Source organism: Klebsiella sp. HMSC09D12 (assembly GCF_001808475.1).
Lineage (GTDB): Bacteria > Pseudomonadota > Gammaproteobacteria > Enterobacterales > Enterobacteriaceae > Klebsiella > Klebsiella oxytoca.
This window is the reverse complement of record NZ_KV793495.1, coordinates 162,175-177,274: the sequence shown is the minus strand read 5'-3', so window position 1 is coordinate 177,274 and position 15,100 is coordinate 162,175. Positions and strand designations below refer to the sequence as shown.

General features: G+C 56.2%; 14 protein-coding genes. 9 read left to right on the top strand and 5 right to left on the bottom strand.

Annotated elements, in window-relative coordinates:
* Positions 1-52 precede the first annotated feature (52 nt).
* The 5 genes from HMPREF3178_RS20420 (at position 53) to yejF (ending at position 7,211) form a co-directional block, all read left to right on the top strand.
* A complete protein-coding gene (locus HMPREF3178_RS20420; protein WP_070585468.1) occupies positions 53-1,615 on the top strand; it encodes a cyclic di-GMP phosphodiesterase in 1,563 nt (520 codons plus the stop codon).
* A 70-nt stretch (positions 1,616-1,685) separates the two neighbouring features.
* On the top strand, positions 1,686-3,491 hold the full coding sequence (locus HMPREF3178_RS20415) for an extracellular solute-binding protein (RefSeq protein WP_070585477.1): 1,806 nt from the start codon (positions 1,686-1,688) through the stop codon (positions 3,489-3,491).
* A 9-nt stretch (positions 3,492-3,500) separates the two neighbouring features.
* Positions 3,501-4,595 carry a microcin C ABC transporter permease YejB gene (locus HMPREF3178_RS20410; RefSeq protein WP_023329877.1) on the top strand — a complete coding sequence of 365 codons (1,095 nt, stop codon included), beginning with the start codon at positions 3,501-3,503 and terminating at the stop codon, positions 4,593-4,595.
* Positions 4,595-5,620 (top strand): microcin C ABC transporter permease, encoded by a 1,026-nt coding sequence (locus HMPREF3178_RS20405; protein WP_032728558.1) that lies wholly within the window; start codon positions 4,595-4,597, stop codon positions 5,618-5,620. The genes HMPREF3178_RS20410 and HMPREF3178_RS20405 overlap by 1 nt, the downstream gene beginning before the upstream one ends.
* A gap of 1 nt (position 5,621) precedes the next feature.
* Entirely contained in the window at positions 5,622-7,211 is a 1,590-nt protein-coding gene (gene yejF, locus HMPREF3178_RS20400; protein WP_070585466.1) for a microcin C ABC transporter ATP-binding protein YejF, read from the top strand.
* Positions 7,212-7,214: 3 nt separating this feature from the next.
* Here the strand turns inward: yejF and HMPREF3178_RS20395 are convergent, their stop codons facing one another.
* From HMPREF3178_RS20395 to rsuA, 3 genes are all read right to left on the bottom strand, one after another.
* Positions 7,215-7,559, bottom strand: a complete 345-nt coding sequence (locus tag HMPREF3178_RS20395; protein WP_004103951.1) for a YejG family protein — start codon at positions 7,557-7,559, stop codon at positions 7,215-7,217.
* Positions 7,560-7,889: 330 nt separating this feature from the next.
* Complete coding sequence (locus HMPREF3178_RS20390; protein ID WP_004103952.1) at positions 7,890-9,086, bottom strand: Bcr/CflA family multidrug efflux MFS transporter; 1,197 nt, start codon at positions 9,084-9,086, stop codon at positions 7,890-7,892.
* A complete protein-coding gene (rsuA, locus tag HMPREF3178_RS20385; RefSeq protein WP_004103953.1) occupies positions 9,083-9,802 on the bottom strand; it encodes a 16S rRNA pseudouridine(516) synthase RsuA in 720 nt (239 codons plus the stop codon). The genes HMPREF3178_RS20390 and rsuA overlap by 4 nt, the downstream gene beginning before the upstream one ends.
* Before the next feature lie 148 nt (positions 9,803-9,950).
* Between rsuA and HMPREF3178_RS20380 the strand changes: the two genes are divergently transcribed.
* Both HMPREF3178_RS20380 and rplY read left to right on the top strand, forming a co-directional pair.
* The gene (locus HMPREF3178_RS20380; RefSeq protein WP_004103954.1) at positions 9,951-11,708 is read left to right on the top strand and encodes a DEAD/DEAH box helicase; all 1,758 of its coding nucleotides are present in this window, start codon (positions 9,951-9,953) and stop codon (positions 11,706-11,708) included.
* Positions 11,709-11,845: 137 nt separating this feature from the next.
* Positions 11,846-12,130, top strand: coding sequence for a 50S ribosomal protein L25 (gene rplY, locus HMPREF3178_RS20375; protein WP_070585464.1), 285 nt, complete (start codon positions 11,846-11,848; stop codon positions 12,128-12,130).
* 61 nt (positions 12,131-12,191) lie between these two features.
* On the opposite strand, the gene HMPREF3178_RS20370 is transcribed toward rplY, so the two are convergent.
* Positions 12,192-12,785, bottom strand: coding sequence for an NUDIX domain-containing protein (locus HMPREF3178_RS20370; protein WP_016809562.1), 594 nt, complete (start codon positions 12,783-12,785; stop codon positions 12,192-12,194).
* Between the two features lie 80 nt (positions 12,786-12,865).
* On the opposite strand from HMPREF3178_RS20370, the gene HMPREF3178_RS20365 reads away from it, so the two are divergent.
* Positions 12,866-13,624, top strand: coding sequence for a DeoR/GlpR family DNA-binding transcription regulator (locus tag HMPREF3178_RS20365; protein WP_070585462.1), 759 nt, complete (start codon positions 12,866-12,868; stop codon positions 13,622-13,624).
* Between the two features lie 50 nt (positions 13,625-13,674).
* Here the strand turns inward: HMPREF3178_RS20365 and yejK are convergent, their stop codons facing one another.
* A complete protein-coding gene (yejK, locus tag HMPREF3178_RS20360; RefSeq protein ID WP_004114145.1) occupies positions 13,675-14,682 on the bottom strand; it encodes a nucleoid-associated protein YejK in 1,008 nt (335 codons plus the stop codon).
* A 178-nt stretch (positions 14,683-14,860) separates the two neighbouring features.
* On the opposite strand from yejK, the gene HMPREF3178_RS20355 reads away from it, so the two are divergent.
* Positions 14,861-15,088 (top strand): YejL family protein, encoded by a 228-nt coding sequence (locus HMPREF3178_RS20355; RefSeq protein WP_004133900.1) that lies wholly within the window; start codon positions 14,861-14,863, stop codon positions 15,086-15,088.
* Positions 15,089-15,100 lie beyond the last annotated feature (12 nt).

Here is a 15,100-nt window from a genome sequence, read left to right as displayed (position 1 = left end):
ATGTTTCTGTTAGCGCATTGCGCGAATCAACCACACGGACTGCCTGGAGCCTATGCCTACCCGTCACCTCTCTCCCCGGCGAAAAATCTGGCTAACCAGCATATGCGTTGGCGTAGCCGTCGCCCTGCTGGCCGGTAGCATCCAGTTTATGGTGATCTATCACAACCGCGCGGAGCGTTTCGACGTTATCATCAACAATGTTCATGCTTATCTGACGGGCTATTTTCACGATTTAGACCAGACGATTGCGGGACTACAGCCGCTGGTGAGTCAGCCCTGCGAAAATATCGATTCCGGATTAACCGCCCATGCGGCATTCAGCCCAAACGTACGCGCTTTCCTGCTGGTTAAAAATGGTATTGCGTTTTGCTCCTCCGCCACCGGTGCAATGAACACACCTTTTAACCAGCTCATTCCACAGCTGGATATCACTCAAGCGGTGGATATGGCGATCCTTCCCGGTACGCCCATGATGCCGAAAAGCGCGGCGCTGGCGATGTGGGTTCGTAGCCCGCACGGCGGTAAAGACGGCGTTTTTGTCTCGATCAATGCGAATCTGACACCCTATATACTCTACTCCTCACGGCAGAATGATTTCAGCGGCCTGGCGCTGTCCATTAAGCACACCGCGATCCCGACCTTCAGCAACAAGCTTATCGACCCGCAGACCCTGCTCTCGCCGCCTATTCGCCAGACGCAGATTGAGGGTTTACCGTTGAAAATCTATCTCTATGCTAACAGCTGGCTGGCGGAGAATACGCAGTTTGCCCTGCTGCTGGGGGTGGTGTGCGGGCTGCTGGCCGGACTGTTAAGCTATTACATTCTCACGATAAAATCAGACCCGCGAAAGGAGCTGCTGCTGGCGATCAAAAACGATCAGTTTTACCTGGTCTATCAGCCGGTGGTGAAATCGGAGACGCTGCAGATCAGCGGCGTTGAGGTACTGATGCGCTGGAAACATCCGGTGGCCGGAGAGATCCCCCCTGACGTCTTTATTAATCTTGCGGAAACCCAGCAGATCATCATTCCGCTTACTCGCCACCTCTTAAAACTGATTGCGCACGATGCGCCTGTTTTGCAGACGCTCCTGCCCGCAGGGATCAAGCTTGGGATCAATATTTCCCCCCTTCATCTGCACGCAGAGAGCTTTCAGCAGGACCTTAAGCACTTCGCCGCCGCCATGCCAGCCGACCACTTTAAGCTGGTACTGGAGATCACCGAGCGCGCGATGATCGATAAAAATCGTTCATTAGAGAACTTCGACTGGCTGCACGAGCAGGGTTTTGAAATCGCGATTGATGATTTTGGTACCGGCCATAGCGCGCTCATCTATCTGGAGCGCTTTAGCTTTGATTACCTGAAGATTGATCGCGGCTTCGTACAGGCTATCGGGACGGAGACCGTGACCTCGCCGGTGCTCGATGCCGTCATCACTCTAAGCCGCCGCCTGAAGCTCGCTACCGTTGCCGAAGGCGTGGAAACGCAGGAACAGGCGGAATGGCTGCGCGATCATGGCGTAAACTTTTTGCAGGGCTACTGGTTAAGTCGCCCGCTGACGCTGGAAGCGCTGATCGCCGCCCACGCGCAGCCGGCGAAATATTTCCCAACCCGCTAAGTGTCCTTTATTATTTGCTATCAGAGGTCAGGCCACTTCAGGCCTGTCATTGGAGGACGATACCCTGGTTATGTTTGCCCGCATCAGCCTGATACTGCTGACCTTATTTAGCCTGCACAGCCGGGCGCAAACTATTCTGACGAGCGATACGTTCGCGATTATCGGCCAACCGAAGTACGCCGCGGGCTTTGACCACTACGATTATGCGAATCCCGCCGCGCCTAAAGGCGGCGCGATTACCCTTGCGGCTATCGGTACCTTTGATAATTTCAACCGCTACGCCCTGCGCGGTAATCCGGGTATTCGAACCGAAGCGCTATACGATACGCTGTTCACCACCTCTGACGATGAGCCCGGCAGTTACTACCCGCTGATTGCCGAGCATACGCGCTATGCCGATGATTTTTCGTGGATGGAGATTACGCTCAATCCGCACGCCCGCTATCACGACGGCAGTCCCATCACCGCCAGCGATGTCGCTTTTACCTTCCAGAAGTTTATGACCGAAGGGGTGCCGCAGTTTCGTCTCTATTATAAAGGCACTACCGTTAAAGCTATCGCCCCGCTAACCGTTCGCATTGAGTTAGCCAAACCGGGCAAAGAGAACATGCTTAGCCTGATGACGCTACCGGTGATGCCGGAAAAATTCTGGAAAAAGCATAAACTCAGCGACCCGCTCTCCGCTCCACCGCTGGCCAGCGGCCCCTACCGCATTACCGCCTGGCGCATGGGCCAGTACATCACCTATTCCCGCGTGAAGGACTACTGGGCCGCCGATTTACCGGTCAACCGCGGGCGCTGGAATTTCGATACGCTACGCTACGATTATTACCTTGATGACAATGTCGCCTTCGAAGCCTTTAAGGCCGGCGCCGTCGATCGTCGGGAAGAGAACGTCGCCAAAAACTGGGCGACCCGCTACGTCGGGCGCAACTTTAGCCACGGCTATATCGTTAAAGACGAATACACCAATACCTCGGCGCAAAATACCCAGTGGCTGGCCTTTAATATTCAGCGCCCGATATTTGCCGACCGCCGGATTCGCGAGGCCATCACCCTCGCCTTTGATTTTGAATGGATGAATAAGGCGCTGTTCTATCACTCCTACAGCCGCGCCAACAGCTTCTTTCAGAATACCGAATACGCGGCGCGCGATTATCCTGATGCCGACGAGCTCGCCCTGCTGACGCCGCTGAAAAAAGAGATCCCGGCCGAAGTCTTCACGCAGATTTACCGGCCGCCGGTTTCCAGCGGCGATGGTTTTGCACGGGAGAATTTACTCAAAGCGGATGCCATCCTCAACCAGGCGGGATGGATAGTGAAAAACCAGCGGCGGGTAAACGCGCAGAGCGGCAAACCGTTACGCTTTGAGCTGCTGCTCCCCTCCGGCAGCAGCGATCGCTGGGTACTGCCATTTCAGCACAATCTTCAGCGGCTCGGCATCGTTATGGACATTCGCCAGGTCGATAACTCCCAGTACAGTAACCGCAAGCGCAGCCGGGATTACGACATGATGCCAAACGTCTGGCGCGCGTCGCCCTGGCCCGACACCGGCCTGCAAATCTCCTGGGATTCGGAATATATTAATTCCAGCTATAACGCCTCAGGGGTTCAAAACCCGGCCGTCGACCAGCTTATTGCGCAGATCATTCGCTGGCAGGGCAACAAGGAAAAACTGCTGCCGCTGGGCCGGGCCCTCGACCGCGTGCTGACCTGGAACTATTACATGCTGCCGATGTGGTATATGGCGCAGGATCGCACCGCCTACTGGGATAAATTCTCCTTCCCGAAGACTCGCGCGATTTACTCATCCGGTTTCGAAAACTGGTGGTACGACGCCAACAAAGCGGCCAGACTTCCCGCGGACAGACGTTAAGGAATTAAGATGGGTGCATATCTGCTCCGCCGACTACTGCTCATCGTCCCCACCCTGTGGGCGATTATCACCATTAACTTTTTCATTGTGCAAATCGCTCCCGGCGGCCCGGTCGATCAAGCGATTGCGGCGATAGAGTTCGGCGATCGCGGCGGTCTGCCCGGAGCCGGAGACGGCGGGATGGCCGCCAGCCATGCGCGTACCGGCGTCAGCAACATCAGCGACGGCCACTATCGAGGTGGGCGCGGGCTGGACCCGGAAGTCATCGCCGAGATAACCCAACGCTACGGCTTTGATAAGCCTCTCCACGAGCGCTATTTTAAAATGCTCGGCGACTACCTGCGCTTTGATTTTGGCGACAGCCTGTTTCGCAGCTCATCGGTCGTGCAGCTGATCGGGGACAGCCTGCCGGTCTCTATCTCGCTGGGCTTGTGGAGCACGCTCATCATCTATCTGGTGTCGATCCCGCTGGGGATCCGCAAAGCGGTCAGCAACGGCAGTCATTTTGACGTCTGGAGCAGTACGCTGATTATTATCGGCTATGCGATCCCGGCCTTTCTGTTCGCCATTTTGTTGATCGTTATCTTTGCCGGCGGCAGCTATTTCGATCTCTTTCCGCTGCGCGGGCTGGTGTCAGCCAACTTCGACAGCCTGCCGTGGTATCAAAAAATCCTCGACTATCTCTGGCATATCACCCTACCGGTGCTGGCCACGGTGATCGGCGGTTTTGCCGCCCTCACCATGCTCACCAAAAACAGCTTTCTCGACGAAATTCGCAAGCAGTACGTCGTCACCGCCCGCGCAAAGGGCGTTAGCGAAAAGCAGATCCTGTGGGGCCACGTATTTCGCAACGCGATGCTGCTGGTGATCGCCGGTTTCCCGGCCACCTTTATCAGCATGTTTTTTACCGGCTCGCTGCTGATTGAAGTGATGTTCTCGCTGAACGGACTGGGGCTGCTGGGCTATGAAGCCACGGTATCTCGTGATTACCCGGTCATGTTCGGCACGCTGTATATTTTTACTCTGATTGGCCTGCTGCTGAATATCATCAGCGACATCAGCTATACGCTGGTCGATCCGCGTATCGATTTTGAGGGCCGCTAATGTCATTTTTCAGTCCCGTCAATCAGGCCCGCTGGGCGCGCTTTCGCGACAACCGCCGCGGCTACTGGTCGCTCTGGTTATTCTTAGTCATTTTCGCCTGCAGCCTGTGCGCCGAGCTGATTGCTAACGATAAACCGCTGCTGGTGCAGTACCGCGGCAGTCTCTACGTACCGTTATTAAAAAACTATAGCGAGAGCACCTTCGGTGGCCGCTTTGCTACTGCCGCCGACTATCAGGACCCGTGGCTGCAAAAACGACTGGACGATAACGGCTGGGCCCTGTGGGCGCCGGTTCGCTTCGGCGCAACGACCATTAATTTCGCCACCGAAACCCCCTTCCCTTCGCCGCCGTCAAGGCTGAACTGGCTGGGCACCGATGCCAACGGCGGCGACGTGCTGGCACGTATTCTGTACGGCACGCGCATTTCCATTCTCTTTGGCCTGCTGCTGACCTTCTTCTCCAGCGTGCTGGGGGTGATGGCCGGCGCCGTTCAGGGATATTACGGCGGAAAGATTGATCTCTGGGGACAGCGCTTTATCGAGGTCTGGTCGGGGATGCCGACCCTGTTTCTGATTATCCTGCTTTCGAGCGTCGTGCAGGCCAACTTCTGGTGGCTGCTGGCCATTACCGTGCTGTTCGGCTGGATGACGCTGGTCGGGGTCGTCCGCGCCGAGTTTCTGCGCACCCGCAACTATGATTATATCCGCGCCGCGCAGGCGCTCGGCGTTAGCGATCGCGCCATTATTCTGCGCCATATGCTGCCTAACGCTATGGTCGCCACCCTGACCTTCCTGCCGTTTATTCTGTGCAGTTCGATTACGACTCTGACCTCGCTGGACTTCCTCGGCTTCGGCCTGCCGCTGGGCTCTCCTTCGCTGGGCGAGCTGCTGTTGCAGGGTAAAAATAATCTTCAGGCGCCGTGGCTGGGCATCGCCGCCTTTCTGTCGGTAGCACTCCTGCTGACGTTATTGATTTTTATCGGTGAAGCGGTTCGCGACGCTTTTGACCCAAGCAAGGCGGTGTAGCATGACGCAACCTCTGTTAGATATCGACAACCTTTCCATCGCCTTTCGCCAGCAGGGGGAAACCACCACCGTGGTCAGCGAGCTGTCGCTACGCATTGCGGTCGGTGAAACCCTGGCGCTGGTGGGCGAATCCGGCTCCGGTAAGAGCGTTTCCGCGCTGTCGATACTGCGGCTGCTGCCCTCGCCGCCGGTCTGCTACCCCGCAGGGGATATCCGCTTTCACGGCCAGTCGCTGCTACACGCCGATGAACATACGCTGCGCGGCGTGCGCGGCAACCGCATCGCGATGATTTTTCAGGAGCCGATGGTTTCACTCAATCCGCTGCATACCCTCGAAAAACAGCTCTACGAAGTGCTCTCTTTGCATCGCGGGATGCGTAAAGAAGCGGCGCGCGGAGAGATCCTCGACTGTCTGGATCGCGTTGGGATCCGCAATGCGCCGCGGCGTCTGGCCGACTACCCGCACCAGCTCTCCGGCGGCGAACGCCAGCGGGTAATGATCGCCATGGCGCTGTTGACTCGTCCGGAGCTGCTCATCGCCGACGAACCCACGACCGCGCTGGACGTGTCGGTACAGGCGCAAATCCTCGCGCTGCTGCGCGAACTCAAGCAAGAGTTAAATATGGGGCTGCTGTTTATCACCCATAACCTGAGCATCGTTCGTCAGCTTGCCGATCGCGTCGCGGTGATGCAGAACGGCCGATGCGTGGAGCAAAACGGCTGCCGGGCACTATTCTCCGCTGCCGAACACCCTTACACCCGCCGCCTGCTGGACAGCGAGCCGTCGGGCGATCCCGTGCCCCTCGCGCCGGATGCGCCAGAATTACTGCGGGCGGAAAACTTAAGTATCGCCTTTCCGATCCGCAAAGGGGTTCTGCGGCGGGTGGTCGATCATAATCGCGTGGTTAACGCCCTCAGCTTTCAATTGCGCGCGGGAGAAACGCTGGGTCTGGTCGGCGAATCCGGATCGGGCAAGAGTACTACAGGGCTGGCGCTGCTGCGCCTGATTCATTCTGAAGGCGCAATCGTCTTTGACGGCGAGACGCTCCAGGGGCGCAGCCGTCGGCAGATGCTGCCGCTGCGTCGACGCATGCAGGTAGTCTTTCAGGATCCCAACTCATCGCTAAACCCACGGCTTAACGTTCTGCAAATTATTGAAGAAGGATTGCGCGTCCATCAGCCAACGCTCACGCCGGCCGAGCGAGAGCAGGCGGTGATTCAGGCGATGCAGGAGGTCGGGCTCGATCCGCAATCCCGGCATCGCTACCCTGCCGCTTTCTCCGGCGGACAGCGCCAGCGCATCGCTATCGCCAGGGCGCTGGTCGTCAAACCGCAGCTAATCGTGCTGGATGAGCCCACCTCTTCGCTGGATAAAACCGTGCAGGCGCAAATTCTGGCGCTGCTGAAGGCGCTACAGCAAAAGCATCAGCTGGCCTATATTTTCATCAGCCATGATTTGCGCGTCGTGCGTGCGCTTTGTCATCAGGTAATGGTGCTGCGGCAGGGAGAGGTCGTCGAGCAGGGTAAGTGCGAACGCGTGTTTACCGCTCCGCAACAGGAGTATACCCGTCAGCTGCTGGCGTTAAGCTGACGGTCAGAATGGGTTGTTGCCGGAGAACGGTTCTGCAATCGCCACGCCGAAATTTTTCAGCCGGCAGGTTGCCGCGAATTCGTCCTGACGATTAACAAACAGGCACGGTTCGCCCTCGCATTCAACAACGGAACTGTCGACTTCGATGTCGCTCAGCGCCTGGCTGAGTTTATGCATAACCGGCCAGGCCTTATCGCCATCGGGGCTAAGTAATTTCAACGCCACAAGGCTATTTTCGCTCTGAGCGCCGTTTTGCGGAATCGGTTCAACTCTTGAACCTGCAAAACCGGCCAGCCAGCGATAGCTCTGCGGCAGACGGTGTACGATAGAGAGTTGCAGTGTATTCACGTGTTTTCCCCGGAAGCAAAATACTTCACAATAATTTTACAACAATACTAACACATTATTGACAATTAGTCCTGTTCCTGCACCGAAAACGCTTACACCAGCGGCATAGCCGTGTTAGTGGTTTGTAATATAAAAGTTTATAATTGTGCAGAGTGAACATCTTCGGGCTATATGTACCCGTTTCTGTGATCTAAAACAACTTTTTTATCGCAATAATGCGACTAATTGAGCGATTTGATTTTACATAAAAGAAACAAATTGCTGAACAGAGAAGCCGGTTTCGGTTGATATGTATCAAAAAAGGGGGCGATATCGCCCCCTGGAAGTCGCTTATCGTGCGGCTTTTCGCCGCCGACTGGCATAGAGGTAGAACAGAATAGAGCTGCTGGCGCAGAAGGCGATGGAAATCAGCATTGGCCAGGCCGTGGTAAAGGTCGCCATCGACAGCAGCGCGCCGACAATGGCGCCAATCCCAAAGCGGAACGTCCCAGCCAGCGAGGAGGCCGTCCCGGCCATATGCGGAAACTCATCGAGAATAACCGCCATCGCGTTGGAGGAGACCATCGAAACGCAGCCGATGAAAGCCGCCACGCCAAACACCAGCGCCCAGAAGCCGACGTCAAACAGCGCACACACCACCATCCATACCGCCATCGCAAACTGGATCCACAGCCCCGCGCGGAACATATTCAGCGCCCCAACCCGCCGCACAAACCGGCTGTTGATCATGGTCATGACAAACAGGAAAACCACGTTCAGCGCAAAATAGTAGCCAAAGTGCTGCGGTGAAACGTGGTTGATATTGATATAGACAAACGGGCCAGCGCTCAGAAACGAGAACATCCCGGCAAAGCTAAATCCGCTTGCCAGCATATAACTTAGCACGCGCTTATGGCGAAACAGGGTGGCGAAGTTGCCAAGCGTAGTGCGAATATGAAATTTCTGTCGCCGTTCCGGCGGCAGGGTTTCGCTAATGAAAAATGCGATCATCGCCGACGCTAACAGGGCCGCAAGCGCGAGGATCCAGAAGATCGCATGCCAGCTAAACCATACCAGCACCGCTCCGCCGACCATCGGCGCCACCAGCGGCGCAACGGTGGTGACCAGCATGACGAACGACATCATCCGCGAGAACTCTTCCTTGGGATAGATATCGCGCATCAGGGCGTTAATCACCACGCTTGCCGCTGCGGCTGCCAGGCCGTGGAAAAAGCGCATGGTAATCAGCATATCGATAGTCTGCGACAGCGCGCAGGCCACCGCCGCCGCGGCAAAAATGAGCGTCCCGCCTAGTATCACTGGTTTACGGCCAAGACTATCCGCCATCGGGCCATATAAAAGCTGGCCCAGCGCAAAGCCCAGAATATAGGTACTGAGCGTCATCTGCGCGCTGCCGTCCGGCACATTAAACTGGGCCGCAATCACCGGCAGCGCCGGAAGATACATATCAATCGACAGCGGCATTAACATAGCCAGCAGGCCAAGAATAAACACAATCCCTAATGAAGAATTCTGCTTTGCCGTCACGTTTTACTCCGTGCATGTTGGCCGCCGACGCTGGCGACTTCTTCTGCCGTCAGCGGACGATATTCACCCGGCGCCAGCGAAGCATCCAGCGCAATGTCGCCAATGCGTTCGCGATGCAGGCCAACCACATGATTCCCCACGGCGGCAAACATCCGCTTAACCTGATGGTAACGCCCTTCGCTAATGGTCAGGCGGACTTCGGTTGGTGTCACCACTTCCAGCACTGCAGGCCTGGTCAGCTCTTTCTCATTATGCAGCTGAACGCCTTTAGCAAACTGCCCGGCAGTGGAGTCATCAACCGGATTTTCCAGCGTCACCAGATAGGTTTTTTCGCAATGGTGGCGCGGAGACGTAATGCGGTGCGACCACTGACCATCGTCGGTCATCAGCACCAGACCGGTGGTGTCGATATCCAGACGACCGGCAGCATGCAGCTTGTGCGCCACCGGCTCATCGAGGAAATAGAGTACCGTCGGATGATCCGGATCGTCGGTAGAACAAACGTAACCCTGCGGCTTGTTGAGCATAAAGTAGCGCGGGCCGTTCTGCTGAACCAGCGTATTGCCGTCATACTCGACGTCATGCTCCGGCTGAAGCTTGAAGGAGGAGTCTTTTACAATTTCGCCGTCCACGGTAACGCGGCTGCCGCGGATTTCACGCCCGGCAATAGCCCGACTAACGCCAAGTTGCTGAGCGATAAACTTATCAAGTCGCATGAGATTTTTTTAGCCTGTACAAGTGCTGGAGCGGGCAACGCGCCCGAAAAAGAAGAATTTCATGGGGTAGTATAACGGGCTATTAACACCACTCAAGGGAAAAGATTCGTGGCATACTATTCGCGAGTTAATTAACCGCCATAAATTCATGACATTTACATTACGTCCCTACCAAAAAGAGGCGGTCGACGCCACGCTCGCCTGGTTTCGCCGCCATCATGAACCTGCCGCGATTGTCCTGCCAACAGGCGCAGGTAAAAGCCTGGTCATTGCTGAACTCGCACGCCTGGCGCGCGGTCGCGTGCTGGTGCTGGCGCACGTAAAAGAGCTGGTGGCGCAGAACCACGCCAAGTATTGCGCGCTCGGCCTGGAAGCGGATATTTTCGCCGCGGGCCTTAAACGGAAAGAGAGCCACGGTAAAGTGGTCTTTGGCAGCGTGCAGTCGGTAGCCCGTAACCTTGACCAGTTTCAGGGGGAGTTCTCGCTGCTGATCGTCGACGAGTGTCACCGCATCGGCGACGATAATGACAGCCAGTATCAGCAGATTATCAGCCACCTTCAGCAGGTCAATCCGCATCTGCGCCTGCTGGGGCTGACCGCAACGCCGTTTCGCCTGGGTAAAGGTTGGATTTATCAGTTTCACTATCACGGCATGGTGCGCGGTGATGAAAAAGCGCTGTTTCGCGACTGCATTTATGAACTGCCGCTGCGCTATATGATTAAGAATGGCTACCTGACGCCGCCGGAGCGGCTGGACATGCCGGTGGTTCAATACGACTTCAGCCGTTTACAGGCACAAAGTAACGGCCTGTTCAGCGAAGCCGATCTGAATCACGAGCTGAAAAAGCAGCAGCGGGTCACGCCGCATATCGTCAGCCAAATCGTTGAATTCGCCGAAACGCGCAAAGGGGTGATGATTTTCGCCGCCACCGTTGAACACGCCCGTGAAGTGACCGGGTTGCTTCCGCAGGGCGAGGCGGCTCTTATCACCGGTGAAACGCCAGGGCCGGAGCGCGATCGCATCATCGAAGCGTTTAAAGCGCAGCAGTACCGCTATCTGGTTAACGTCGCGGTGTTGACGACCGGCTTTGATGCGCCGCATGTCGATCTGATCGCCATCCTGCGCCCGACCGAGTCGGTGAGCCTTTACCAACAGATCGTCGGCCGTGGCCTGCGCCTGGCGCCGGGTAAAACTGACTGCCTGATTCTCGATTACGCCGGCAATCCGCACGACCTGTATGCCCCTGAAGTGGGAACGCCGAAGGGAAAAAGCGACAACGTTCCGGTCCAGGTTTTTTGTCCGGCATGCGGTTTCGCCAATACCTTCTGGGGAAAAACTACCGCTGACGGCACGCTGATTGAACACTTTGGCCGCCGCTGCCAGGGCTGGTTTGAGGATGACGAAGGCCATCGTGAACAGTGCGATTTTCGTTTTCGCTTTAAAAACTGCCCGCAGTGTAACGCGGAAAACGATATCGCCGCCCGCCGCTGCCGCGAGTGCGATACCATTCTGGTCGACCCCGATGACATGCTGAAAGCCGCGCTGAAGCTCAAAGATGCGCTGGTGCTGCGCTGTAGCGGTATGGTTCTTCAGCACGGTGCGGATGACAAAGGCGCCTGGTTAAAAATCACCTATTACGATGAAGATGGCGCGGATGTTAGTGAGCGCTTCCGCCTGCATACGCCCGCCCAGCGTACCGCCTTTGAGCAGCTCTTTATCCGACCGCATACCCGAACGCCGGGCGTGCCGCTGCGCTGGATAACGCCTGCCGATATCCTCGCCCAGCAGGCGCTTCTGCGCCACCCGGACTTTGTCGTTGCCCGCATGAAGGGGCAATACTGGCAGGTCCGGGAGAAAGTGTTTGATTATCAGGGGCGATTCCGCCGGGCCAACGAACTGCGCTAATCGTCCTCAGGACTGAGGTTTTGGTTGCTGCAAAAACGCAGGGCGGATATAATGCCGCCCGCTTTTGCATTCGCGAAGCAGATAATCTGCCTGCTGCTGGGTCGCCTGTAGCAGGATTTATATATAGAGAGACATCAATGTTTACTATCAACGCAGAAGTACGTAAAGAGCAGGGTAAGGGTGCGAGCCGCCGCCTGCGTGCAGCTAACAAATTCCCGGCCATCATCTATGGCGGCGAAGCTGCGCCAGTAGCAATCGAACTGGATCACGACAAAGTGTGGAACATGCAGACCAATGCAGAGTTCTACAACGAAGTTCTGACCATCGTTGTTGATGGCAAAGAAGAGAAAGTTAAAGCTCAGGCTGTTCAGCGTCACCCGTTCAAGCCGAAGCTGACCTACATCGACTTCGTTCGCGCTTAATCGCTCGCTGAAAGTTGTATGGCAAACGCCCCGCTCCGCAAGGTTCGGGGCGTTTTGTTTATTAGGCGAGTAGCGTTGAGGCATTCAGCGCGAGATGCTGCAACAGCATAATCGTTTTCGCATCGACGATTTCTCCTTCGCGAATAGCCTGCAGCGCTTTTTCCAGCGGCCACTCCAGCACTTCGATATCTTCTCCCTCCGTCGCCAGGCCGCCACCGTCGCTGCGCCGATCGTCGGCAGAGTATTCAGCGATGAAAAAGTAAAGCTTCTCCGTCACCGAACCGGGACTCATATAAGCGGTAAATACCGGCTCGATCCGGGTGACGCGAAAACCGGTCTCTTCTTCGGCCTCGGCAACGATGCGTTCTTCCGGAGAAGCGTCATCCAGCAGTCCTGCGGCGGCTTCGATCAAAAACCCATCATGACCGTTAATCCATACCGGAAAGCGAAACTGACGGACCAGCACTACCGTTTGCTTTTCACGATTGTAGAGCAGGATCACCGCGCCGTTGCCGCGATCGTAAGCTTCCCGACTCTGCTCCTGCCAGCGCCCGTCACGGCGCAGTAGTTCAAAGGTATATTTCTTGAGCGTGTACCAGTTGTCCGATAATAGCGTTTCGCGGATATGGCGAACGCGCGGTGCGTCAGCGTGCATGTTTTTCCCCTTTTAGGTGACAGCGAGCAACATAACATGCATAATCGTGCACAAACAAGATCACTCATGAAGGTATTTTGATGCTTGCCAGCCAGAGAAAACAGCAGATTTTGCAGATCCTCGCTGAGGAAAAACAGGTGATGTCAGGCGATCTTAGCCAGCGCTTCAGCGTCTCAGAAGACTCTATTCGCCGGGATCTGCGGGAGCTGGCAGCGGAAGGCAAACTGCAGCGCGTGCACGGCGGGGCGCTGCCGGTATCCGAAGCCATCGCGCCTATTGAAACAAGAAAGAACGTGCAGATGGCCTCAAAGCTAACTATTGCCCAGCGCGCGGTTGAGCTTATTCAGCCCGGTCAGGTGGTGATTATCGACGGAGGCACGACTACCGGAGAGATGGTGCGCCTGCTGCCCGATAACCTCGCGTGTACCGTGGTCACCCATAGCCCGGGAATTGCCGTCGCGCTGGTGGAGAAACCGCTTATCGAGGTGATTTTGATCGGCGGCCGGTTGTTTAAGCATTCGGTCGTCAGCGTCGGGGCTGCGGCCCTGGAAAGCATTTCCCGCATCAATGCCGATCTGTTTTTCATGGGCGTTACCGGCGTGCACCCGCGGGCGGGATTAACCACCGGTGATTATGAAGAAGCGGGCATCAAGCGCGCGCTTGCGGCACGGGCAGCCGAAACGGTGGTGATGGCGTCGCAAGAAAAGCTGAACTCCGCTTCGACCTTTGCTATCGGCGAGCTGGGGGGCGTCAGTACGCTGATCGTGGATACGACTCTCGACGAGGCGCTGCGACAGCAGCTAACCCTGAATGGGGTGGAAATCCTCTACGCGCTGTAGGGCAGGTCTGACGCTAAAAAAATCCCGACTCGGCGTCGGGATTTTGCATTTTAATTTCCGCCAGAAGTGCGGCGCTGCAGCTGATCGCGCAGATTCGGCGGCGTGCCTTTAATGGTTAAGGTATCCGTAGCCGGATCCCAGAACACCCGCTCGCCCAGCAGCATAGCGTCAAAGTTGATGGTTAACCCGCCGCCGCTGCCGGCAAACTTGGTTAACTGACGCAAAGTGCTGCGATCCGCCGGAAAGCTCTCTTCCAGCTCGTAACCTTGCTCGGCGGTAAATTCCTGGAAGGTCTTCTCGCTGACGCCAGCCAGCTCTTTGGACAGCGATTCCAGTTCGATTTCCTCACCGGCCTGCAGCTGTTCGTTGCAGTAGCTGTATACCTGCTGACGTACGTTCTGACGTTCAGATTTGTCCAGCTGCGCATCGGCGGCGAAATCATCCAGCGCCTGCAGCAGGCCGCGATTTTGCGCTTTCGCATTCAGCCCTTCGCTGGCGCCGAGGAAGTCCATGAAGAAATCCGCCACTTTGCGCCCTACCCGCCCCTTCAGGAAGGTCAAATAGCGCGTTGACTCCGGGTTGGTTTCCCATTCGGTTAAATCAATACGCGCGACGATGTCAGCGTGATTGATATCCAGATAATGGGTAGAGCTGATATCCAGCTCTTCGTTGACGCGCATGCTGCTTAAGTTATTCAGCACCGCCACCATCAGGTATTCCACCGCCAGATAGCGATACTGGCAAAACAGCACGATCCCGCCTTCAGCAAAAGGGTATTTTGCCAGTTCGTCACGCAGGCGCCCGGTAGCGGCGCGGCTGAACGGCAGGAACTCTTCTTCGCCTTTACGCTGCCCGCGCAGCGCCTGCGCCAGCTCGCTCTCTTCAGTAAACAGGCCATAGGCTTTATTTTTTGCGCTGTAGACACGATGCAGCTCAGCCATCATCTCAACAACCGTCGCCGTCGGCTCCAGCAACGATTCGCGCAGCACCAGTTCCAGATTTTGTTCATCACGTTTGATTAACTGATGCAGGGCAATCTGGTCGATATCCAGACTCATGTTAAACTCTCCTTTTAGACCGGGCGGTATTCAACCACCGCCGGGGCGACGACGCAACCGCCGCGTGACTCTTTGCGAGCGAAGCCGCGCGCTTTTGCGTCGTGGCGAAAAAATGCGGAAAAAAAGCTTCTGCTACGGTAATATGTTGCCCTTTCACGAACAAACAGATTTTGAGTTTATGCCGCAATTATCCCGCTATAGCGATGAACACGTCGAACAGCTGCTCAGCGAGCTGACGAGCGTTCTGGAAACACATAAAGCGCCCGTTGACCTTTCACTGATGGTATTGGGCAATATGGTGACTAACCTGATTAACAGTAGCGTCGCGCCGGCGCAGCGTCAGGCCATCGCCCGTTCTTTTGCCCAGGCGCTGCAGTCATCTATCAACGACGATCCAGCGCACTAAGGATAACGAACA